General features: G+C 62.7%; 16 protein-coding genes. 9 read left to right on the forward strand and 7 right to left on the reverse strand.

The window, feature by feature from the left end; translation table 11 throughout:
- Positions 1–28: 28 nt before the first annotated feature.
- The 5 genes from E2H86_RS09320 to E2H86_RS09340 all read right to left on the reverse strand — a co-directional run bounded on the left by E2H86_RS09320 (position 29) and on the right by E2H86_RS09340 (position 5,482).
- Positions 29–517: a copper chaperone PCu(A)C gene (locus E2H86_RS09320; RefSeq protein WP_133326961.1), complete on the reverse strand. Its 489-nt coding sequence runs from the start codon at positions 515–517 to the stop codon at positions 29–31.
- Positions 517–1,125: an SCO family protein gene (locus E2H86_RS09325; RefSeq protein ID WP_133326963.1), complete on the reverse strand. Its 609-nt coding sequence runs from the start codon at positions 1,123–1,125 to the stop codon at positions 517–519. Before E2H86_RS09325 ends, E2H86_RS09320 begins: the two co-directional genes overlap by 1 nt.
- Positions 1,126–1,357: 232 nt before the next feature.
- Positions 1,358–1,942, reverse strand: a complete 585-nt coding sequence (gene nfuA / locus E2H86_RS09330) for a Fe-S biogenesis protein NfuA (RefSeq protein ID WP_133326965.1) — start codon at positions 1,940–1,942, stop codon at positions 1,358–1,360.
- Positions 1,943–1,999: 57 nt separating this feature from the next.
- Positions 2,000–3,034: an acyltransferase family protein gene (locus tag E2H86_RS09335; RefSeq protein WP_133326967.1), complete on the reverse strand. Its 1,035-nt coding sequence runs from the start codon at positions 3,032–3,034 to the stop codon at positions 2,000–2,002.
- A gap of 108 nt (positions 3,035–3,142) precedes the next feature.
- Positions 3,143–5,482, reverse strand: a complete 2,340-nt coding sequence (locus E2H86_RS09340; protein ID WP_439958280.1) for a fatty acid cis/trans isomerase — start codon at positions 5,480–5,482, stop codon at positions 3,143–3,145.
- A gap of 137 nt (positions 5,483–5,619) precedes the next feature.
- Between E2H86_RS09340 and metH the strand changes: the two genes are divergently transcribed.
- From metH to E2H86_RS09385, 9 genes are all read left to right on the forward strand, one after another.
- The gene (gene metH, locus E2H86_RS09345; protein ID WP_133326969.1) at positions 5,620–9,327 is read left to right on the forward strand and encodes a methionine synthase; all 3,708 of its coding nucleotides are present in this window, start codon (positions 5,620–5,622) and stop codon (positions 9,325–9,327) included.
- Between the two features lie 116 nt (positions 9,328–9,443).
- Positions 9,444–9,662 (forward strand): DUF2970 domain-containing protein, encoded by a 219-nt coding sequence (locus tag E2H86_RS09350; protein ID WP_133326971.1) that lies wholly within the window; start codon positions 9,444–9,446, stop codon positions 9,660–9,662.
- A 412-nt stretch (positions 9,663–10,074) separates the two neighbouring features.
- Entirely contained in the window at positions 10,075–11,727 is a 1,653-nt protein-coding gene (locus E2H86_RS09355; protein WP_133326973.1) for a nitrite/sulfite reductase, read from the forward strand.
- Positions 11,711–12,205 (forward strand): DUF934 domain-containing protein, encoded by a 495-nt coding sequence (locus tag E2H86_RS09360; RefSeq protein ID WP_133326975.1) that lies wholly within the window; start codon positions 11,711–11,713, stop codon positions 12,203–12,205. The genes E2H86_RS09355 and E2H86_RS09360 overlap by 17 nt, the downstream gene beginning before the upstream one ends.
- A 214-nt stretch (positions 12,206–12,419) precedes the next feature.
- Complete coding sequence (gene dkgB / locus E2H86_RS09365; RefSeq protein WP_133326977.1) at positions 12,420–13,223, forward strand: 2,5-didehydrogluconate reductase DkgB; 804 nt, start codon at positions 12,420–12,422, stop codon at positions 13,221–13,223.
- A gap of 48 nt (positions 13,224–13,271) precedes the next feature.
- Positions 13,272–14,720, forward strand: coding sequence for an alpha/beta hydrolase (locus E2H86_RS09370; RefSeq protein ID WP_133326979.1), 1,449 nt, complete (start codon positions 13,272–13,274; stop codon positions 14,718–14,720).
- Between the two features lie 110 nt (positions 14,721–14,830).
- Entirely contained in the window at positions 14,831–15,295 is a 465-nt protein-coding gene (locus E2H86_RS09375) for a nuclear transport factor 2 family protein (RefSeq protein ID WP_133326981.1), read from the forward strand.
- 119 nt (positions 15,296–15,414) lie between these two features.
- Entirely contained in the window at positions 15,415–16,650 is a 1,236-nt protein-coding gene (locus tag E2H86_RS09380; protein ID WP_133326983.1) for an MFS transporter, read from the forward strand.
- Between the two features lie 37 nt (positions 16,651–16,687).
- Positions 16,688–17,461: an AraC family transcriptional regulator gene (locus E2H86_RS09385; protein WP_133326985.1), complete on the forward strand. Its 774-nt coding sequence runs from the start codon at positions 16,688–16,690 to the stop codon at positions 17,459–17,461.
- A gap of 57 nt (positions 17,462–17,518) precedes the next feature.
- Here E2H86_RS09385 and E2H86_RS09390 read toward each other — a convergent pair whose 3' ends face one another.
- Positions 17,519–18,223, reverse strand: coding sequence for an SDR family oxidoreductase (locus E2H86_RS09390; protein ID WP_133326987.1), 705 nt, complete (start codon positions 18,221–18,223; stop codon positions 17,519–17,521).
- Between the two features lie 90 nt (positions 18,224–18,313).
- Positions 18,314–19,207: a transcriptional regulator GcvA gene (gene gcvA / locus E2H86_RS09395; protein ID WP_133326989.1), complete on the reverse strand. Its 894-nt coding sequence runs from the start codon at positions 19,205–19,207 to the stop codon at positions 18,314–18,316.

Genomic DNA, 19,207 nt, shown 5'->3' on the forward strand with positions numbered 1-19,207 from the left:
GGGGCCGCATTGCGCGGCCCCTCGTGCATCAGTGGTTCATGTGCATGTGGTCGTGACCACCGCCGGCTTCGGCGTTGAGCGGGCGCACCTCGGCTTGCACGTCCAGGGTTTGCTTGCTCCCCTCGGCATCCTCGATGGTCAGGGTCAGCGGCACCTTGTCGCCTTCCTTGACCTGCTGGTTCAGGCCCATGAGCATCACATGCAGACCGCTGGGGTCGAAGTTCACCGCTTTGCCAGCGGGCAACTCGACCGCTTTGACCTCACGCATGCCCATGACGTCGCCGTTCATGGTCATCTCGTGCACCTGCACGGTCTTGGCAACCGGTGAGGCGACGCTCACCAGCTTGCTGTCGCTGCTGGCGGTGAGGGTCATGAACGCACCGGTGGAAGGCTGATGCGGCACAGTGGCACGCACCCAGGCTTCGCTCACGGTGGTCTGGGCCAAGGCTGGCAAAGCCATGCCCAGCAAGGCAATGGCGGCCAGGCCGCGTTTGATCGGTTGCAGTGAAACAGCCATTAGCAAATCTCCATCAGGGTGACCAGGTCTTCGGCGCATTCCTTGGCGTTCAGGGAATGACCCAGGCTCAGGCGCAGCGTGCCACGGGTGTCGTAGACGTAGCTGGTGGAAGAGTGAGAGATGGTGTAGGTGTCGCCGGCCGGGACCTTTTCGTAGAACACCTTGAATTCCTTGGCCACCTCGGCGATTTCCTCCGGGGTGCCGGTCAGGGCGGTGAACGACGGGTCGAAGGCCTTGAGGTAAGCGTCGAGCACTTCAGGGGTGTCGCGCTCCGGATCCAGGGTGATGAACACCACCTGGAACAGCTCGCGGTCTCGCCCCCTGAGCAGATTCTTGATTTGCACCGCACGCGCCAAGGTGGTCGGGCAGACCGCCGGGCACTGGGTGAAACCGAAGAAGATCATCGGCATGGAGCCGTAGAAACTCGACAGGGTACGCTCGTTGCCCTGGGTATCCTTGAGGCGGAACTTGCGCCCGAGGATTTCGTTGCTCATGTTCTTGCCGTACTTGAACTCGAGCCCACGCGCCGGACTGCAGCCCGCCAACAAGCCAAGTCCGAGAACGCCCATCCCGGCCACAACGGCGCGCCGGGTCAACAGATCATTCATGGAACCATCCTTTACAGGGAAGGTGCCGACCCTCGGGACGGGTCGGCCGAAAAACCGGGGCATTCTGGCATGACACCCCCAGGGCAGCTACCCAACCTTGGGGCGGATGGCCTGCAGCCCTTTGTTTACGGGCTGCGGCCTGTTGTCGCAGGGCTTGAATCCGTAACACTTTGTTGCTAGAGCGAAGAGAATCAGCGCCGCTTCCAGCCATCGAATGCAACGCTTCGCCTGATCAGTAGTAAGCGTTCTCTTTCTGCGAGTGGTCGGTCACGTCACGCACACCCTTGAGTTCGGGAATACGCTCGAGCAGGGTGCGCTCGATGCCGTCCTTGAGGGTCACATCGGCCTGGCCACAACCCTGGCAACCACCGCCGAACTGCAGCACGGCAATGCCGTCGTCGACCACATCGACCAGGCTCACCTGGCCGCCGTGGCTGGCCAGCCCCGGATTGATCTCGGTCTGCAGGTAGTAGTTGATGCGCTCGTTGATCGGGCTGTCCTCGTTGACCATCGGCACCTTGGCATTGGGCGCCTTGATGGTCAGCTGGCCGCCCATGCGATCGGTGGCGTAGTCGACCAGGGCATCCTCGAGAAACGGCTCGCTGACGGCGTCGATGTAGGCGGTGAAGCTTTTCAGGCCCACGGCGATGTCGTCGGGCTTTTCTTCACCCGGTTTGCAGTAGGCGATGCAGGTTTCGGCGTACTGAGTACCCGGCTGGGTGATGAAGACACGGATGCCGATGCCAGGCGTGTTCTGCTTGGAGAGCAGATCGGCCAGGTAGTCATGGGCGGCGTCGGTAATGGTTATAGCGCTCATGTAGGTTCCTCACAGACTTGCGGCAAGTGTACGCCAACCCGGCCCTCGAACAAAGTCCTAGTATTTGACTCGGGAAAGCGCATAACCCGTCTCGGTCTCCCTCGGCTGCGCCAGCCATGCCTGCATCCGGTGGTACAAGCCACGTTCGAGCCATTGGTAACTGAACCAGGACATTAGTCCAATGGACGGCACGCACAAGGCGAAGGTCAGGTACGGATTCAGGCCCAGGCGCTGGCTGGCGAACCAGCCGGCATACAGCACCAGCACGTGGATCAGGTACACCGAATACGAACAATCGCCTAGTGTCTTGAGCAGCCGATTGCCACGCAACCAGGGTTCCAGCGACACGAACGCCAGGACGATCAAGGCACTGGGTATACCCCAATGCAGCAGGCGCTGCGAGGCATCCAGGTGATAGATGGCAAAGCCTGCGGCCAGCAGCACCATCAGGGGCAGGACCCGCCCTTCACGCACCAGGCCACGCCGGTACAACACGCCCAGGCCGATGCCGAGCAGGAATTCGTAGATGATGCCGTTGTGGTAGAAGCGGCTCAGCACGCCCATGCGTCCGAGCACTTCGCTGGTCACCAGCAACGCCACGGTGACCAGCAACAGCTGATGGCGGCGGCGAACGAGCAATGCCAGGCCGAACAACAGATAGAAGAACATTTCGAAATTCAGCGTCCAGCCGACATTGAGGGTGGGATACAACCCATAGCCGCCGGGGTTTTCCGCCGGAATGAACAACAGCGACAGCAGCAGGTGCTGGCCGTCGTACACCTGATGCGGCATCCAACGGCTGAACGCCAGAATCAGTGCCGCCATGATCAGGGTATAGAACCAGTACGCGGGGACGATCCGCAGGGCGCGATTGAGCAGGAACTGGCGTGGCTCGATGACCTTGTCTCGCGTCGAGAGGTAGATCACCAGGCCACTGATGACGAAGAAGATATCGACGCCCACCGCGCCTCGATCACTGAACAGTTGGCCAATGGGGCCGGTGGCATGGAAGTCGAAGAAGATCTGCATGAAGTGGTGACAGACCACCACCCAGGCGGCGAACGCCCGCAGCGCTTGGAGCGAATACAGCATGGAATACCCTGCGATTGCCGGTGCATTGAGGCCCCAGGGCGATATCGCCGCCCTGGGACCACCTACCGTTTCCGACCGCAGTGCTGGTGGAAAGATCAGCCGAAACGATCAGAGGTTTTCGTAGCGGTTCATGTCCAGTACACCAGCTTCTACCGGTTGGGTCTCCTTGATGTAGGTGTTCAGGTCGTGGAAGTAGTGCCAGAACTGCGGATGGCTGCGGCGGATCCCCCAGCGCATGACGATGCGCTCGAAGCGCTCGGCATCGTCGCCGGCGTACTCCAGGTCCTCGACGAACTCCGGCACATCGGCGGTGGGCACATTGAAGATGAAGTTCGGATAGCTGGTGAGCACGCCTGGGTACAAGGTCAGGGTATCGAGCCCTGGCTGGTAACGACGTGCTTCACCCAGAAGGAAAGCCACGTTGCTATGGGCGCGGTTGCGCAGCAGGCTGTAGATCTGGCGCTCGCCACCCTGCCCTTCGATACGCAACAAGGTCGCCTCGGGCAACTGGTCGATCACCTTCAGCCCAGCCGCCGGACGCGACACCAGACGACTCAACGACTGTTCGGCATCGCGGAACTCCTCGCTTACTTCCGGCCGCGAGCAGTAGGCGCCCGTGCAGCGATTGATCGGGTCAGGTGAGGCGTTGATGCTCTTGGTCCGTTGCAGCAGTTTCAGACCGAAATCGCGCTTGGGGTCGTGCTTGTCCAGTTTCAGGCCGCTTGGCGTGTCGTCGTCGATGTCCTCGTAGTCGAGCCACATCTTCACCTTGCCACCGTTCTGGTACCAGTCGCTGAGGATCGCTCCGCGCTTGTCCGCCGGCATCAGGCGCAGGAAGTTGATCTCGGCGCCGTTGCGGATCAGGTCGAAGTACAGGCGCGTCTGCAACTGGTGCGAAACGTTGCCAAACACGTCGAAGTTGACCGCCAATTGATAGTAGGTGCGCTCGAGCAGCGGGTAATCGAACAGCCACATGGTTAACGGCACATCGCCAATCAGCCCCTTGCTTACCGTGGCGCTGTCGAAGTGGCGGAAGATGGTCAGCAGCGCGTTGTCGTTGCCGGCCCAAAGTGTCGACCAGGTCGGCACTGGCATCTCGGCATAGGCCGCACGACGCAGTTTTTCATACTCATTGCGCTTGTCGCGGTAGGCATGCCACAGGGTCAGCACACTGCCGACATCGTCGATCTGGCCGGGCATGGCCAGCAACGGCGTGGCCTCGCCCCGGTACTTGGCATCGGTGACGTAGCGGTCGAAGGCAGGTTCCTGGAACAGCGCCCAGAAGTTGTCGCGGATCACGTCGGTGGCGATCTGCCCACGGCACACCGGGCCGCGGATGAACGTGCGCACGAAGTACTCGGCGTTATCCAGCATGAACTGGTAGCGCGCCACTGCCGGAATCGCCTCGAACGTCTCGAACGGATTGGCCCGGTGCCGCGGCCCATAGCCTGGTAGCGATGTGGCGTGCCAGTCGCCGGCGTAGAACAGTTGCTTGACCCGCTTGAGCTTCTGCGGCCCCATCGGATAGGTGATGTGAGTCTTGTGTACGATGACCCCCTGCACCGGAATCAGACGGTAATAGAAGTCGGTGCCAGGCGGATCGTTGGGCCGACGCGTGGCGATGATGTCGACCGGCTTGCCGCTCGGCGTGCGCGACCGTACCCACTGGAAGAAGTGGCCCTGTTCGCCGCCGACGAAATAGATGTGCGCCAGGAACAGGTGTTCGTACAGCCAGCGCCCCACCAGTGCTTCGGTCGAGCCCGGGCGGTTGAGCAGCTCCTCCCACTCGCCGATCTGCCTTGCCTCTGCCGCGCTCGGCTGGATCGGCTGGTATTCGACCGGCGCGCCTGCCGCCAGCCAGCGTTGCATGGTCTGGTATTGCTTGTCGGTGAGGCCTGTGACCGCCAGCGGCATGCCTTCTTTGGGGTGCGCGCCAGCGTAGGCGTCGAACTCCTGGGGCATGGGGCACATGTTGTTGCGTTCCAGGCCCAGGACGATGTCGTCGGGCAGCTTGGCATTGGGGGTGATCGGTGCCTTGTGCCCCAGTTCGAGCATGCGCGCCATCAACGCCGCCTGGCTGCCCTGGTTGTCGAGCACCGAATAGAAGCCCTTGGCCCGCCATTGCTCTTCGGTCTGGGCGTCGTAGAACAGGCGCGTGGTGGGCACCGCCTTGCTCCGCTCGCCCTGATAGACCGGGACCTTGCTGGCGCCGCGCACCGCCCCTTCGGGGCTCTCCAGCTTGAGCTGGCAGGCAGCGTCATTGCAGGCATGGCAGGCGACGCATTTCTCGGTGAAGATCGGTTGGATGTCGCGGGTATAGGAAATTGCCGGGCTCGACTGGGGGGATTGCGCGCCAGCCATGCCGCTCATGAGCAGCGCGCATGCGCCTGCCCAGGCAAGAAAACAACGATGCAACATGTGCCGAAAGTCCTGGTTCTTGAATGCCATCACGGTGTGCCTGGTCGTCCCTGAGTGCGTGTTTGCCAACATGAGCATAATTCATGGAAAAGGCCGACGCGCCTAAAAACCGCGCAGCTTTGTTATGATTCCGCACCTTCTGATATTTGCCCGACCAGGTAGTTCTTATGTCCGACCGCAGCGCTCGTCTCCAAGCACTCCAGAACGCACTCAAGGAGCGCATCCTGATCCTCGACGGCGGCATGGGTACTATGATCCAAAGCTACCGGCTCGAGGAACACGACTATCGTGGCACGCGCTTCGCCGATTGGCCAAGCGATGTAAAGGGCAACAACGATCTGTTGCTGCTGAGCCGCCCCGATGTCATCGCGGCCATCGAAAAGGCCTACCTGGATGCTGGCGCAGACATCCTCGAAACCAACACCTTCAACGCCACGCAGATTTCCCAGGCCGACTACGGCATGGAATCGCTGGTCTATGAGCTCAACGTCGAGGGTGCCCGCATCGCCCGCCAGGTCGCCGATGCCAAGACCTTGGAAACCCCCGACAAGCCGCGCTTCGTCGCTGGCGTGCTCGGCCCGACCAGCCGCACCTGCTCGATTTCCCCAGACGTCAACGACCCCGGCTACCGCAACGTCACCTTCGACGAACTGGTGGAAAACTACATCGAGGCCACCCGCGGCCTGATCGAAGGCGGCGCCGACCTGCTGCTGATCGAAACCATCTTCGATACCCTCAACGCCAAGGCAGCGATCTTCGCCGTGCAACAGGTGTTCGAGGACGATGGCATCGAACTGCCGATCATGATTTCCGGCACCATTACCGATGCCTCCGGCCGCACCCTGTCGGGCCAGACCACCGAAGCGTTCTGGAACTCGGTGCGCCACGCCAAGCCGATTTCCGTCGGCCTGAACTGCGCCCTGGGCGCCAAGGACCTGCGCCCCTACCTGGAAGAACTGTCGACCAAGGCCGATACCCACGTCTCGGCCCACCCCAATGCCGGCCTGCCCAACGCTTTCGGTGAGTACGACGAAACCCCGGCGGAAATGGCCGCAGTGGTCGAAGAATTCGCTGCCAGCGGCTTCCTCAACATCATCGGTGGCTGCTGCGGCACCACCCCAGGCCACATCCAGGCCATCGCCGAAGCGGTGGCCAAATACAAGCCACGGGAAATCCCGGAAATCCCCAAGGCCTGCCGTCTGTCTGGCCTGGAGCCATTCACCATCGATCGCCAGTCGTTGTTCGTCAACGTCGGCGAGCGCACCAACATCACCGGCTCGGCCAAGTTCGCCAGGCTGATCCGCGAAGAGAACTACACCGAGGCTCTGGAAGTCGCCCTGCAGCAGGTCGAGGCCGGTGCCCAGGTGATCGACATCAACATGGACGAAGGGATGCTCGATTCCCAGGCCGCCATGGTCCGCTTCCTCAACCTGATCGCCGGTGAACCGGATATCTCCCGCGTGCCGATCATGATCGACTCGTCCAAGTGGGAAGTGATCGAAGCAGGCCTCAAGTGCATCCAGGGCAAGGGCATCGTCAACTCGATCTCCATGAAGGAAGGCGTCGAGCAGTTCAAGCACCACGCCCGCTTGTGCAAACGCTACGGCGCCGCCGTGGTGGTGATGGCCTTCGACGAAGTCGGCCAGGCCGACACCGCCGCACGCAAACAGGAAATCTGTCAGCGCAGCTATGACATCCTGGTCAACGAAGTCGGTTTCCCACCGGAAGACATCATCTTCGACCCGAATATTTTCGCGGTCGCTACCGGCATCGAAGAGCACAACAACTACGCCGTCGATTTCATCGAGGCCTGCGCCTACATCCGTGACCACCTGCCCTACGCCCTGAGCTCGGGCGGGGTGTCCAACGTGTCGTTCTCGTTCCGGGGCAACAATCCGGTACGCGAAGCGATCCACTCGGTGTTCCTCTACCACGCCATCCAGAACGGCCTGACCATGGGTATCGTCAACGCCGGCCAGCTGGAGATCTACGACGAGATCCCGGCCGCCCTGCGCGAGAAGGTCGAGGACGTGGTGCTCAACCGCACCCCGCACGGCACCGACGCCCTGCTGGCGATTGCCGATGACTACAAGGGCGGCGGCGCGGCCAAGGAAGTGGAAAACGAAGAGTGGCGTTCGCTGCCGGTGGAAAAGCGCCTGGAGCACGCACTGGTCAAGGGCATCACCGCGTTCATCGTCGAGGATACCGAAGCGTGTCGCCAACAGTGCGCCCGCCCGATCGAGGTGATCGAAGGGCCGCTGATGAGCGGCATGAACGTGGTGGGTGACTTGTTCGGCGCCGGCAAGATGTTCCTGCCCCAGGTGGTCAAATCCGCTCGGGTGATGAAACAGGCCGTGGCTCACCTGATCCCCTTCATCGAAGCCGAGAAAGGCGACAAACCCGAGGCCAAGGGCAAGATCCTCATGGCCACGGTCAAGGGCGACGTGCATGACATCGGCAAGAACATCGTCGGTGTGGTGCTCGGTTGCAACGGCTATGACATCGTCGATCTCGGCGTGATGGTGCCGGCGGAGAAGATCCTGCAAACCGCCCGCGACGAGAAATGCGACATCATCGGCCTGTCCGGCCTGATCACGCCGTCGCTCGACGAAATGGTCCATGTCGCCCGTGAAATGCAGCGCCAGGGCTTCAACCTGCCGCTGATGATCGGCGGCGCCACCACCTCCAAGGCCCACACGGCGGTGAAGATCGAGCCCAAGTACAGCAACGACGCGGTGGTCTACGTCACCGACGCCTCGCGTGCGGTGGGCGTCGCTACCCAGTTGCTGTCCAAGGAACTCAAGCCTGGCTTCGTCGAGAAGACCCGCCAGGAGTACGTCGAAGTCCGCGACCGCACCGCCAACCGCAGCGCCCGTACCGAGCGCCTGAGTTACGCGCAGGCGGTAGCGGCCAAACCCAAGTACGACTGGGCAGGCTACCAGCCTGCAGTGCCCTCCTTCACCGGCGTCAAGGTGCTGGAAGACATCGACCTGCGGACCCTGGCCGAATACATCGACTGGACGCCGTTCTTCATTTCCTGGGACCTGGCCGGCAAGTTCCCTCGCATCCTCACCGACGAAGTGGTCGGCGAAGCGGCCACCGCCTTATACAAGGACGCCCGCGAGATGCTCGACAAGTTGATCGACGAGAAGCTGATCAGCGCCCGCGCAGTGTTCGGCTTCTGGCCGGCCAACCAGGTCGCCGATGACGATATCGAGGTGTATGGCGAAGACGGCCAACCGCTGGCGACCTTGCACCACCTGCGCCAGCAGACCATCAAGCCCGACGGCAAGCCGAACCTGTCGCTGGCCGACTTCGTGGCGCCAAAGGAAAGCGGCGTGACCGACTACGTGGGTGGTTTCATCACCACCGCCGGCATCGGCGCCGAGGAAGTGGCCAAGGCTTACCAGGACAAGGGCGACGACTACAGCTCGATCATGGTCAAGGCCCTGGCCGACCGCCTGGCCGAGGCCTGCGCCGAATGGCTGCACGAGCAGGTACGTAAAGAGCACTGGGGCTATGCCCGCGACGAACAGCTCGACAACGAGGCGCTGATCAAGGAGCAGTACAGCGGCATCCGTCCGGCGCCAGGCTACCCGGCCTGCCCTGACCATACCGAAAAAGAGACCCTGTTCCGCCTGCTCGATGGCAGCGCCATCGGCGAAACCGGGCCAAGCGGCGTGTTCCTCACCGAGCACTTCGCGATGTTCCCGGCGGCGGCGATCAGTGGCTGGTACTTCGCCCACCCGCAGGCGCAGTACTTCGCCGTGGGCAAGGTCGACAAGGACCAGATCGAGCGCTACAGCGCACGCAAGGGCCAGGAAGTCACCGTGAGCGAGCGCTGGTTGGCGCCGAACCTCGGTTACGAGAGCTGACAGCGCTTCGCCGACAAGCCGGCTCCCACGGGTTTTTCACCGCCCTGTTGGAGCCGGCCTGGCGGCGATTGGGCCTACACTGTCCTTGATCGCCTCTGATTACCTCGGGAGCCACCATGGACGATTCCAGCCAAGACAAGCCGCCAACCTTCTGGCAAATGCTGCACAGCATTCTCGCCGCCGCCTTCGGCGTACAGAGCGGCAAGAATCGCGCGCGCGATTTCACCCATGGCAAGGCGAGCCACTTCATCGTGCTCGGCACCCTGTTCACCCTGGTGTTCATCCTGGTGCTGATCGGGTTGGTGCAACTGGCCGTGCACCTGACCGCTCGCTGAACAGCGGCGGCACAGGCACGTCACGGTGGCAGGATAAGGCTACTGATGGCTGACCCAGTAAACGGCAGTGACCACCACCAGTACGATCAGGCACAGGATCGCCCAGGCGTCGACGCTGCTGTCAGCTTTGCGGACCTTGGTTGAGTTGCCCATTGCATTGCCTCTTGTAGTGTTATGGGGAATGCACTTCACACCCCAGTAAAGACGAGCAATGCCCTTCCCTCAAGCAGGGTCTTTGAGCGCCGACGAACGCTACAAATGGCAGTCAATCTCACTTAGTTCGTTTGGTTCTTTTCATATGCAAAAACATCACTTTAGCGCATAAACGCAACCTGCTATCGTTCCCCGGCTCCGAACCGGAGTGCGCGGCCGTGCGCGCGAATAGCTGCATGCAGCCTGAGACAGGACTTTTATGTACGTATACGACGAGTACGATCAGCGGATCATCGAGGACCGCGTCAAGCAGTTCCGTGATCAGACCCGCCGCTACCTGGCCGGTGAGCTGAGCGAAGAAGAATTCCGCCCTCTGCGCCTGCAGAACGGCCTCTATATCCAACGTTTCGCCCCGATGCTGCGCGTCGCCGTGCCCTATGGCCAGCTGAACGCACGCCAGGTACGCACCCTGGCCAAGATCGCCCGCGATTACGACAAGGGCTACGCCCATATCTCCACCCGCCAGAACGTGCAGTTCAACTGGCCGGCCCTGGAAGATATCCCGGACATTCTCGCCGAACTGGCCACCGTGCAGATGCACGCGATCCAGACCAGCGGCAACTGCCTGCGCAACACCACCACCGACCAGTTCGCCGGGGTTGCTGCAGACGAGATCATCGACCCACGCCCGTGGTGCGAGATCGTCCGCCAGTGGACCACCTTCCACCCGGAATTCGCCTACCTGCCACGCAAGTTCAAGATTGCGATCAACGGCTCGAAGGAAGACCGCGCTGCCATCGAAGTGCACGACATCGGCCTGGAGCCGGTGCGCAACGCTGCCGGTGAGTTGGGCTTCCGCGTGCTGGTCGGCGGTGGCCTGGGCCGTACCCCGGTGGTCGGCTCGTTCATCAACGAATTCCTGCCCTGGCAGGACCTGATCAGCTACCTCGACGCCATCCTGCGCGTGTACAACCGTTACGGCCGCCGTGACAACAAGTACAAAGCGCGGATCAAGATTCTGGTCAAGGCGCTCACCCCTGAAGTGTTCGCCGAAAAGGTCGAGGCCGAAATGGTCCACCTGCGTGGCGGCAACACCACGCTGACCGAACAGGAAGTGCAGCGCGTCTCGCGTCACTTCGTCGATCCCGACTACCTGGCACTGGACAACGTCGACTACGCCGCCCAGGACGCCGAGAACCCAGGTTTCGCCCGCTGGCGCTCGCGCAACACCCGCGCCCACAAGCGCCCAGGCTATGTGGCCGTGACCTTGTCGCTCAAGCCCACCGGCGTAGCCCCGGGCGACCTGACCGACAAGCAGCTCGACGCCGTGGCTGACCTTGCCGAGCGCTACAGCTTCGGCTTCCTGCGGACCTCCCACGAGCAGAACATCATTCTCGCCGACGTCGAGCAGCGCCAGTTGCACGCGCTCTGGCTGGAACTGCGCGAAAGCGGTTTCGCCACGCCGAACATCGGCCTGTTGACCGACATCATCTGCTGCCCAGGTGGCGACTACTGCTCGCTGGCCAACGCCAAGTCGATCCCGATCGCCGAGTCCATCCAGCGCCGTTTCGACGATCTGGACTACCTCTTCGACATCGGCGAGATCGACCTGAACATCTCCGGCTGCATGAACGCCTGCGGTCACCACCACGTCGGCCACATCGGCATCCTCGGGGTGGACAAGAAGGGCGAGGAGTTCTACCAGGTCTCCCTGGGTGGCAACGCCGCGCGCGACGCGAGTCTGGGCAAGATTCTCGGCCCATCGTTCGCACAGGAGCAAATGGCCGACGTGATCGAGAAGCTGATCAACGTGTACGTCGAACAGCGTACCGAGGAAGAGCGCTTCATCGACACCTACCAGCGTATCGGCATCGACCCCTTCAAGGAGCGCGTCTATGCAGCGAATCATTAAGAACAATCAGATCGTCGACGAAACCTGGCACCTGCTGCCCAAGGAAACCTCGTTCGACGAGCTGACCAACTGCGACGACTACATCGTTCCGCTGCAGATGTGGCGCGACCATGCCCACGTACTCAAGGCCCGCGATGGCGGCCTGGGCATCTGGCTGGACAGCGACGAGCAAGCCGAGGAAATCGGGGACGACGTCGAGCACTTCCAGGTCATCGCGCTGAACTTCCCAGCCTTCACCGACGGACGCAACTATTCCAATGCGCGCCTGCTGCGTGATCGCTACAAGTTCAAGGGCGAGCTGCGCGCCATCGGTGACGTATTGCGCGATCAGCTGTTCTACCTGGCCCGTTGCGGTTTCGATGCCTTCGCCATCCGAGCCGACAAGGATCCGGAAGACGCCCTGCAAGGTCTGAAGGACTTCTCGGTGACTTACCAGGCCGCCGCCGACGAACCGCTGCCGCTGTTCCGCCGCCGCTGATCGTCGCTGCTTGACCAACGGCCCGCCCTTCGGCGGGCCGTTGCGTTTCCAGGACCTGCCCCGCCCAACTCTTGCCGCCAGGTCAAATGACCTTCGCACTCCCCCGCCTTAATCAATCCCGTTGAAACCTGCACACTGCTGCTCACTCGAACACTTACCGGCCTGGAGCGACTAGGCTCTACCGGTTCCTTCATCATTCAGCAGGAGCAGCCCAATGAGCATTCCTTCCTTCGGTCTGGGTACCTTCCGCCTTTCCGGCCAGGCCGTCATCGATTCGGTCAAGACCGCCCTGGAGCTGGGCTACCGGACCATCGACACCGCGCAGATCTACAAGAACGAAGCCGACGTTGGCCAGGCCATCGCCGAAAGCGGCGTACCGCGCAACGAGCTGTTCATCACCACCAAGATCTGGGTCAATAACTACGCCAAGGACAAACTCGTTCCGAGTCTGCGCGAGAGCCTGAGCAAACTGCGTACCGACTACGTCGACCTGTTGCTGATTCACTGGCCGGCACCAGGCAGTGGCGTTGAACTGGGCGAATACATGGCAGCGCTGGCCGAGGCCAAGCAGCAAGGCCTGACCCGGCAGATCGGCGTGTCCAACTTCAATATCGAGCTGACTCGCCAGGCCATCGAGGTCGTCGGCGAGGGCGAGATCGCCACCAACCAGATCGAACTCAGCCCCTACCTGCAGAACACCAAGCTGGCGCAGTTCCTTCAGACCCAAGGCATTACCGTCACCTCGTACATGACCCTGGCTTATGGCAAGGTACTCAAGGATCCGGTGCTGACCGCGATCGCCGCCAAGCACAACGCCACCGTCGCCCAGGTGGCCCTGGCCTGGGCCATGCAATTGGGTTACGCGGTCATCCCTTCGTCGACCAAGCGTGAGAACCTGGCCAGCAACCTGCTCGCCCGCGACCTGCACCTGGACGCAGACGACATGGCGCGGATCGCTACACTCGAACGCAACGGTCGCGAAGTCAGCCCCGACAACCTTGCCCCCCAGTGGGACTGAGGGACTGGAACCGCAGCCCGACATAGATCAGGTTTTCAAGGAGGAAGGATGCCGATGCGGCGGCTGATGGTTTCGCTGGTAGTGCTGGTGCTGGCCCTGATGCTGATTGTCCTGTTCGGTTTTCGCATCACCGCGATCGCCGACTTTCGCCTGGAGCCCTGGCACACCTATGTCCCCGAAGAGCTCGACGCCGATACCATCGACCGCAGCGACTGGGCAGGCTATGTCAATGCCGAGGCCAAGCTGTTCGCGGCACTGCAGCAGGAGATGCGCGAACAGCTGGCCACCGAGCGCTCTTCGGCCTATAACCGTTTCGATGCCAGCAGTCGGGTGTACCCGGGCAACCTGACCCGCGACTGGAACCGCTCCTACATCGCCGAGCCGTCCCAGTCGCCCAAGGGCGCCGTGGTACTGCTGCACGGTCTGACCGACTCACCCTACAGCCTGCGTCACCTGGCCAGCCACTTCCAGGCCAAAGGGTATGTGGTCGTGGCCATCCGCCTGCCAGGCCATGGCAGCGTACCCGCCGGCCTCAGCGCTGCCCACTGGGAAGACTGGATGGCCGCCACCCGCCTGGCTGTGCGCGAAGCCACCCGCCGCGCTCCCGGCCAACCCTTGTATCTGGTTGGCTTTTCCAACGGCGGCGCCCTGGCGGTGAAGTATGCCCTGGATGCACTGGCCCGCCCGGAGCTGAGCAGGCCGGACCATCTGATCCTCCTCTCGCCGATGATCGGTGTCAGCCGTTTTGCCCGCTTCGCCGGCATCGCCGGCCTGCCCGCGCTGTTCCCGGCGTTCGCCAAGGCAGCCTGGTTGAGCGTGCTGCCCGAATTCAATCCGTTCAAGTACAACTCGTTCCCGGTCAACGCTGCCCGCCAGTCCTACGAACTGACCGAAGCGCTGCGCCAGCAGTTGCTGGACGCCGGCAAAAACCCGCAACGCCTGCAGGCGCTGGCGCCGATCGTCACCTACCAGTCACTGGTCGATGGCACGGTGAGCACAGCCGCGATCCAGACCGAGCTCTACGACCGGCTGCCAGCCAACGGCAGCGAACTGGTGATCTTCGACACCAACACGTCGCTCGGCATCGATGACATGCTGCGTCCAGCCGTTGCGGCCCTGCGTGAACAGCTGTTCGCTGCGCCCGCCCGCCGCTACGCGCGGACCTTGGTCGGCGCTCGCGGTCAGGGCGATGCCCGAATGCGCTCGCTGCGTTACGCCGCCGGCAGCACCGCAGCCACGGAGCAGATGCTCGCTGCCAGCTACCCCAACGGACTGTTCTCACTATCGCATGTCGCGTTGCCCTTTCCCCTCGATGATGCCCTCTATGGCCAACAGCCCAGCCAGGTGGAAAATTACGGCGTCCACTTGGGTACCTTGAGCATGCGCGGCGAACGCGGAGCCTTGATCCTCGACGCCGGCAACTTTTCGCGGGCAACTTCCAACCCATTTTTCCAGCTCATGCTGGATAACCTCGACCGCACTGCCCAACTGCGTTGAGCGCGGGTTATTTCGCCTGATGCAATTATGATGTTCAGTGGACGGATATTCTCCCTGCCCCGTGGGCGTACTACGCTTGAAATCCGCCCCTACCGCACGAGGAGACCGCAATGTCCCGCCCACCGCTGCCGCCCTTCACCCACCAAAGCGCCATCGAGAAAGTCCGTCTCGCCGAAGATGGCTGGAACAGCCGCGACCCGGCCAAGGTCGCGCTTGCTTATACCGTCGACACCGTTTGGCGCAATCGCGTGGAGTTTCCCCGTGGTCGGGACCAGGTACAGGACTTCCTGACCCGCAAATGGAACCACGAACTGGAATACCGGCTGATCAAAGAGCTATGGGCCTTCACCGGCAACCGCATCGCGGTGCGCTACGCCTACGAGTACCACGACGACAGCGGCCAATGGTTCCGCGCCTATGGCAACGAGAACTGGGAATTCGCCGAGGACGGCCTGATGCAGCATCGCCACTCGAGCATCAACGAGCACCCCATCCTCGAGAGCGAGCGCAAGTTCCACTGGCCGCTCGGTCGTCGCCCGGACGACCATCCGGGGCTCAGCGATCTGGGGTTATGATCGCTGGATGATGTCCGATTCGCGCTAGTGGGTGCCTGTTCGGCGTGAGACAGGCAAACCGTCCAGTGGCTACCCTGCCTGGGCAATGCCTTGTTCCCACCCGAAAGAAGACACTACCCATGACGACGCCTTCCGCCACTCTGGCCGCAGCGACGGCGCACGACGACCAGCCCCAGGGCTTCGTGGTGCGCATCGTCGGCGCCGCCGCCTTCGCCCACCTGCTCAACGACCTCATCCAGGCCGTGCTGCCATCGATCTATCCCATGCTCAAGAGCGACTTCGCACTGAGCTTCGCGCAGATCGGCTGGATCGCCCTGGTCTACCAGGTGACCGCCTCGTTGCTGCAGCCCTGGGTGGGCATGTACACCGATAAACGTCCTCTTCCGTTCCTGTTGCCGTCCGGCATGCTGATAACCCTGGTCGGCATCGCCCTGCTGGCCTTCGCCGGCAGCTATGGAATGCTCCTGCTGGCTGCCGCGGTGGTCGGGGTCGGCTCGGCGACCTTCCACCCAGAAGCATCGCGGGTAGCGCGTATGGCTTCGGGCGGGCGCTTCGGCACTGCCCAGTCGACGTTCCAGGTAGGTGGCAATACCGGCTCGGCCATCGGCCCGTTGCTGACCGCCGCCATCGTCATCCCCCATGGTCAGCCGGCCATCGCCTGGTTCATGTTGGCGGCGGGGCTCGCGGTATACGTGCTGCTGCGGGTCACCGGCTGGACCGTGCGCCACGGCCAGACCCAGCTCAAGAGCCTGGCCGGCCATCAGGCCCCGGGCCTGAGCAAAGGCGCGGTGTGGCGCGCTGTCGGCGTCATTGCCCTGCTGATGTTTGCCAAGTTCGTGTACATCGCTTCGTTCACCAACTACTTCACTTTCTACCTGATCGAACGCTTCGGCTTGAGCGTGCAGCAGAGCCAGCTCTACCTGTTCGTATTCCTCGCCGCCGTGGCCCTGGGGACCTTCGCCGGCGGTCCGGTGGGCGACCGCATCGGCCGCAAGGCGGTGATCTGGGTGTCGTTCCTCGGCGTGGCGCCGTTCGCCCTGGCCTTGCCGTACGCCAACCTGGCGTGGACGGCGGTGCTGGCGGTAGCCATCGGCCTGGTGATGTCCTCGGCCTTCGCCGCGCTGGTGGTCTATGCCCAGGAGGCCGTGCCGGGCCGGGTGGGGATGGTCTCCGGAGTGATGTTCGGGCTGATGTTCGGCATCAGCGGCATTGGCGCCGCCGGGCTGGGCGAGCTGGCCGACCGGCACGGGATCGTCTGGGTATATCAGGTGATTTCGTACCTGCCGCTGCTGGGGCTGGCCACGGCGTTGCTGCCGATGACCCGCTCCAAGGCACACCCGAGCCGCTGCTGCTAACATGGCCGCGCAGTATCCGGGGGCGCGTGAGGGCAACATGGTCAGATCTCAACAGGACTTACTCGCAGAAGTAGACGCGTCCCCCTGGGAGGTGGGTAGCCGGGCGACCGACTACCCATCGAGCTGGTACATCGCCCCCCATGCACATGCCAAGCACCAGTTGATCTATGCCATCAACGGCCTGATGATCGTCGAGTCGGCCTGCGAACGCTGGACCGTGCCGCCGAGTCGCGGGATCTGGATGCCCTGCGGCCAGGTGCACGCCATCCGCTGCGTAGGCGATGTGAAGATGCGTAGCGTGTTCGTCCGTCCTGATGCCGCCAGCGATCTGCCGCTGCAGAGCAAGGCCATTGGCATTTCACCCTTGCTCAGCGAGTTGATCAAGGCTTCGGTGACCCTGACCACACCGTTCACTGCCGATTCGCGCGCGGGCAGGATCATGCGCTTGATCCTCGACGAGATCTGCGTGTTGCCGACCTTGCCGCTGAAGCTGCTGCAACCCGCCGACAAGCGCCTGCGGGTGATCTGCGCGACCTTGCAGTCCTCGCCTGACGATGGCTCTACCTTGGCCGACTGGGGTGAGCGCCTGGGCGTGGACGAGAAAACCATCCAACGCTTGTTCCGCAAGGAAACCGGCATGACCTTCGGCCAGTGGCGCCAGCAGGCACGCCTGATGCTGGCATTGGAACGCATCGCCCTGGGCGAGCGCATCATCGATGTGGCCGGCTCACTCGGCTATGACAGCCCGAGTGCATTCGCCAGCATGTTCAAACGCCAGTTCGGCATCACCCCCAGCCAATTCTTCAAGTGAGCCCGGTTCGCCTCACGACGCCCCGTGCGCCTGGCGCGCGGTCACCGGCAGCTACGCTCAGACACTGCGCGTCACGCCCCCATCGACCTTGATGTTCTGCCCGGTGATGTAAGCAGCCCCCTCGCTGGCGAGAAACGCAATGGTCGCTGCGATCTCCTCGCTGGTGCCGTAGCGCTTGAGCGGCACGCTGTCGCGGCGCTGCTCGGTTGCCGGCAGGCTGTCGATCCAACCTGGCAACACGTTGTTGATGCGCACGTTGTCGGCGGCATAGGTGTCGGCGAAGATCTTGGTGAACGAGGCCAGGCCGGCACGGAACACCGCGGAGGTGGGGAACAGCTCGGTAGGCTCGAAGGTCCAGGCCGAGGAAATGTTGATGATCACCCCGCCCTTCTGCCGCTGCATGATCGGCGTCACCAGGCGGGTCGGCCGAATCACGTTGAGCAGGTAGGTGTCCATGCCCTTGTGCCAGTCCTCGTCGCTGATTTCCAGGATCGGCGCACGCGGGCCGTGGCCTGCGCTGTTGACCAACACATCGACGCGCCCCCATGTGGCGACCACGGTGTCGACCAGACGACGCAGATCATCGAGCGACTGATTGCTGCCGGTGAAGCCGATCCCGCCCAATTCCTCCGCCAGTGCCTCGCCCTTGCCAGACGAAGACAGGATGGCGACCTTGTAACCATCGGTCGCCAGTCGTCGCGCTGCCGCCGCTCCCATGCCACTGCCGCCTGCGGTGATGATCGCCACTTTTTCCACTGCCATGATACCTCCACACACTCGTTCAGGATTTGCCTTACCTTAGCGTGCTTTCGGGCGAGCAGAGAGACACCCAAGCTTGCCTGAGCCAGTAGATTAACTATCGTCTGCCTGTTGTCTGAGCCAGTCCCTCACGATCTCCAGCATCGGTGCTTGCCTGGCTTTTCGCGGCCACACCAGATAGAACGCCTTGTCACGCTGCAGTACCTGGCCAAATACCTGCTGCAGACGGCCGGCGGCGATGTCGCTGGCAACGAAGGCCTGATCGGCCAGGGCGATCCCCTGACCATTGATAGCTGCCTCGATGGCCAGGGAGGTCTGGTTGAAGCGCATGTGCCTGGCCGAGATCGGTTCATGCTGGGCGAACAACGCCGCAGTGAATTCGGGCCAATCGTCATGGGCATCGTGCAGCATTACATAGCCTTGCAGTGACTCGGCGCTGGTCGGCGGACCGTGCTGGGCGAACAATGCCGGGCTGGCCACTGCGACGATTCGTTGTGCCATCAGCCGTTCGCAGTCCAGGCCCGGACCGAAGGGCGGTTGGCCGTAGCGCACGGCGATATCCACTGCATCGGTATGGAAATGCGACAGGCGATCGGTGGCCAGCACCCTCAGGTCGATACCAGGATGGCATTCGGCAAAGGCGCCGAGCCGAGGGATAAGCCATTTCGATGCGAAGGTGGGCGTCACGCTGACCGTCAGGTGCGCCGGCTCCGGTCGCAACAGACGCGTCGCCTCGTCGATCATCGCCAAGGCGGTGCGGATGCTGCCGCTGTATGCCCTGCCCGCGTCGGTCAGGGCCAACCCGCGCGCCCGGCGTTCGAACAGGGGCAGCCCCAGGCTTGCCTCCAGCCCGCGGATTTGCTGGGCGACGGCAGCCTGGGTGACACCTAGCTCCTCGGCCGCCAGGCGGAAGTTGAGGTGGCGAGCCACCACTTCGAAAACCCGCAGCGCATTGAGCGAGGGGAGCGTGGCAAAACCTTCTGGCAT

This window comes from Pseudomonas putida, assembly GCF_004357765.1.
GTDB classification, from domain to species: Bacteria; Pseudomonadota; Gammaproteobacteria; order Pseudomonadales; family Pseudomonadaceae; genus Aquipseudomonas; species Aquipseudomonas putida_U.

Coding starts and splice junctions, on each gene's coding strand:
- E2H86_RS09320 (WP_133326961.1), bottom strand. CDS start 517: ATGGCTGTTTCACTGCAACCGATCAAACGCGGCCTGGCCGCCATTGCC.
- E2H86_RS09325 (WP_133326963.1), bottom strand. CDS start 1,125: ATGAATGATCTGTTGACCCGGCGCGCCGTTGTGGCCGGGATGGGCGTT.
- nfuA (WP_133326965.1), bottom strand. CDS start 1,942: ATGAGCGCTATAACCATTACCGACGCCGCCCATGACTACCTGGCCGAT.
- E2H86_RS09335 (WP_133326967.1), bottom strand. CDS start 3,034: ATGCTGTATTCGCTCCAAGCGCTGCGGGCGTTCGCCGCCTGGGTGGTG.
- E2H86_RS09340 (WP_439958280.1), bottom strand. CDS start 5,482: ATGGCATTCAAGAACCAGGACTTTCGGCACATGTTGCATCGTTGTTTT.
- metH (WP_133326969.1), top strand. CDS start 5,620: ATGTCCGACCGCAGCGCTCGTCTCCAAGCACTCCAGAACGCACTCAAG.
- E2H86_RS09350 (WP_133326971.1), top strand. CDS start 9,444: ATGGACGATTCCAGCCAAGACAAGCCGCCAACCTTCTGGCAAATGCTG.
- E2H86_RS09355 (WP_133326973.1), top strand. CDS start 10,075: ATGTACGTATACGACGAGTACGATCAGCGGATCATCGAGGACCGCGTC.
- E2H86_RS09360 (WP_133326975.1), top strand. CDS start 11,711: ATGCAGCGAATCATTAAGAACAATCAGATCGTCGACGAAACCTGGCAC.
- dkgB (WP_133326977.1), top strand. CDS start 12,420: ATGAGCATTCCTTCCTTCGGTCTGGGTACCTTCCGCCTTTCCGGCCAG.
- E2H86_RS09370 (WP_133326979.1), top strand. CDS start 13,272: ATGCCGATGCGGCGGCTGATGGTTTCGCTGGTAGTGCTGGTGCTGGCC.
- E2H86_RS09375 (WP_133326981.1), top strand. CDS start 14,831: ATGTCCCGCCCACCGCTGCCGCCCTTCACCCACCAAAGCGCCATCGAG.
- E2H86_RS09380 (WP_133326983.1), top strand. CDS start 15,415: ATGACGACGCCTTCCGCCACTCTGGCCGCAGCGACGGCGCACGACGAC.
- E2H86_RS09385 (WP_133326985.1), top strand. CDS start 16,688: ATGGTCAGATCTCAACAGGACTTACTCGCAGAAGTAGACGCGTCCCCC.
- E2H86_RS09390 (WP_133326987.1), bottom strand. CDS start 18,223: ATGGCAGTGGAAAAAGTGGCGATCATCACCGCAGGCGGCAGTGGCATG.
- gcvA (WP_133326989.1), bottom strand. CDS start 19,207: ATGCCAGAAGGTTTTGCCACGCTCCCCTCGCTCAATGCGCTGCGGGTT.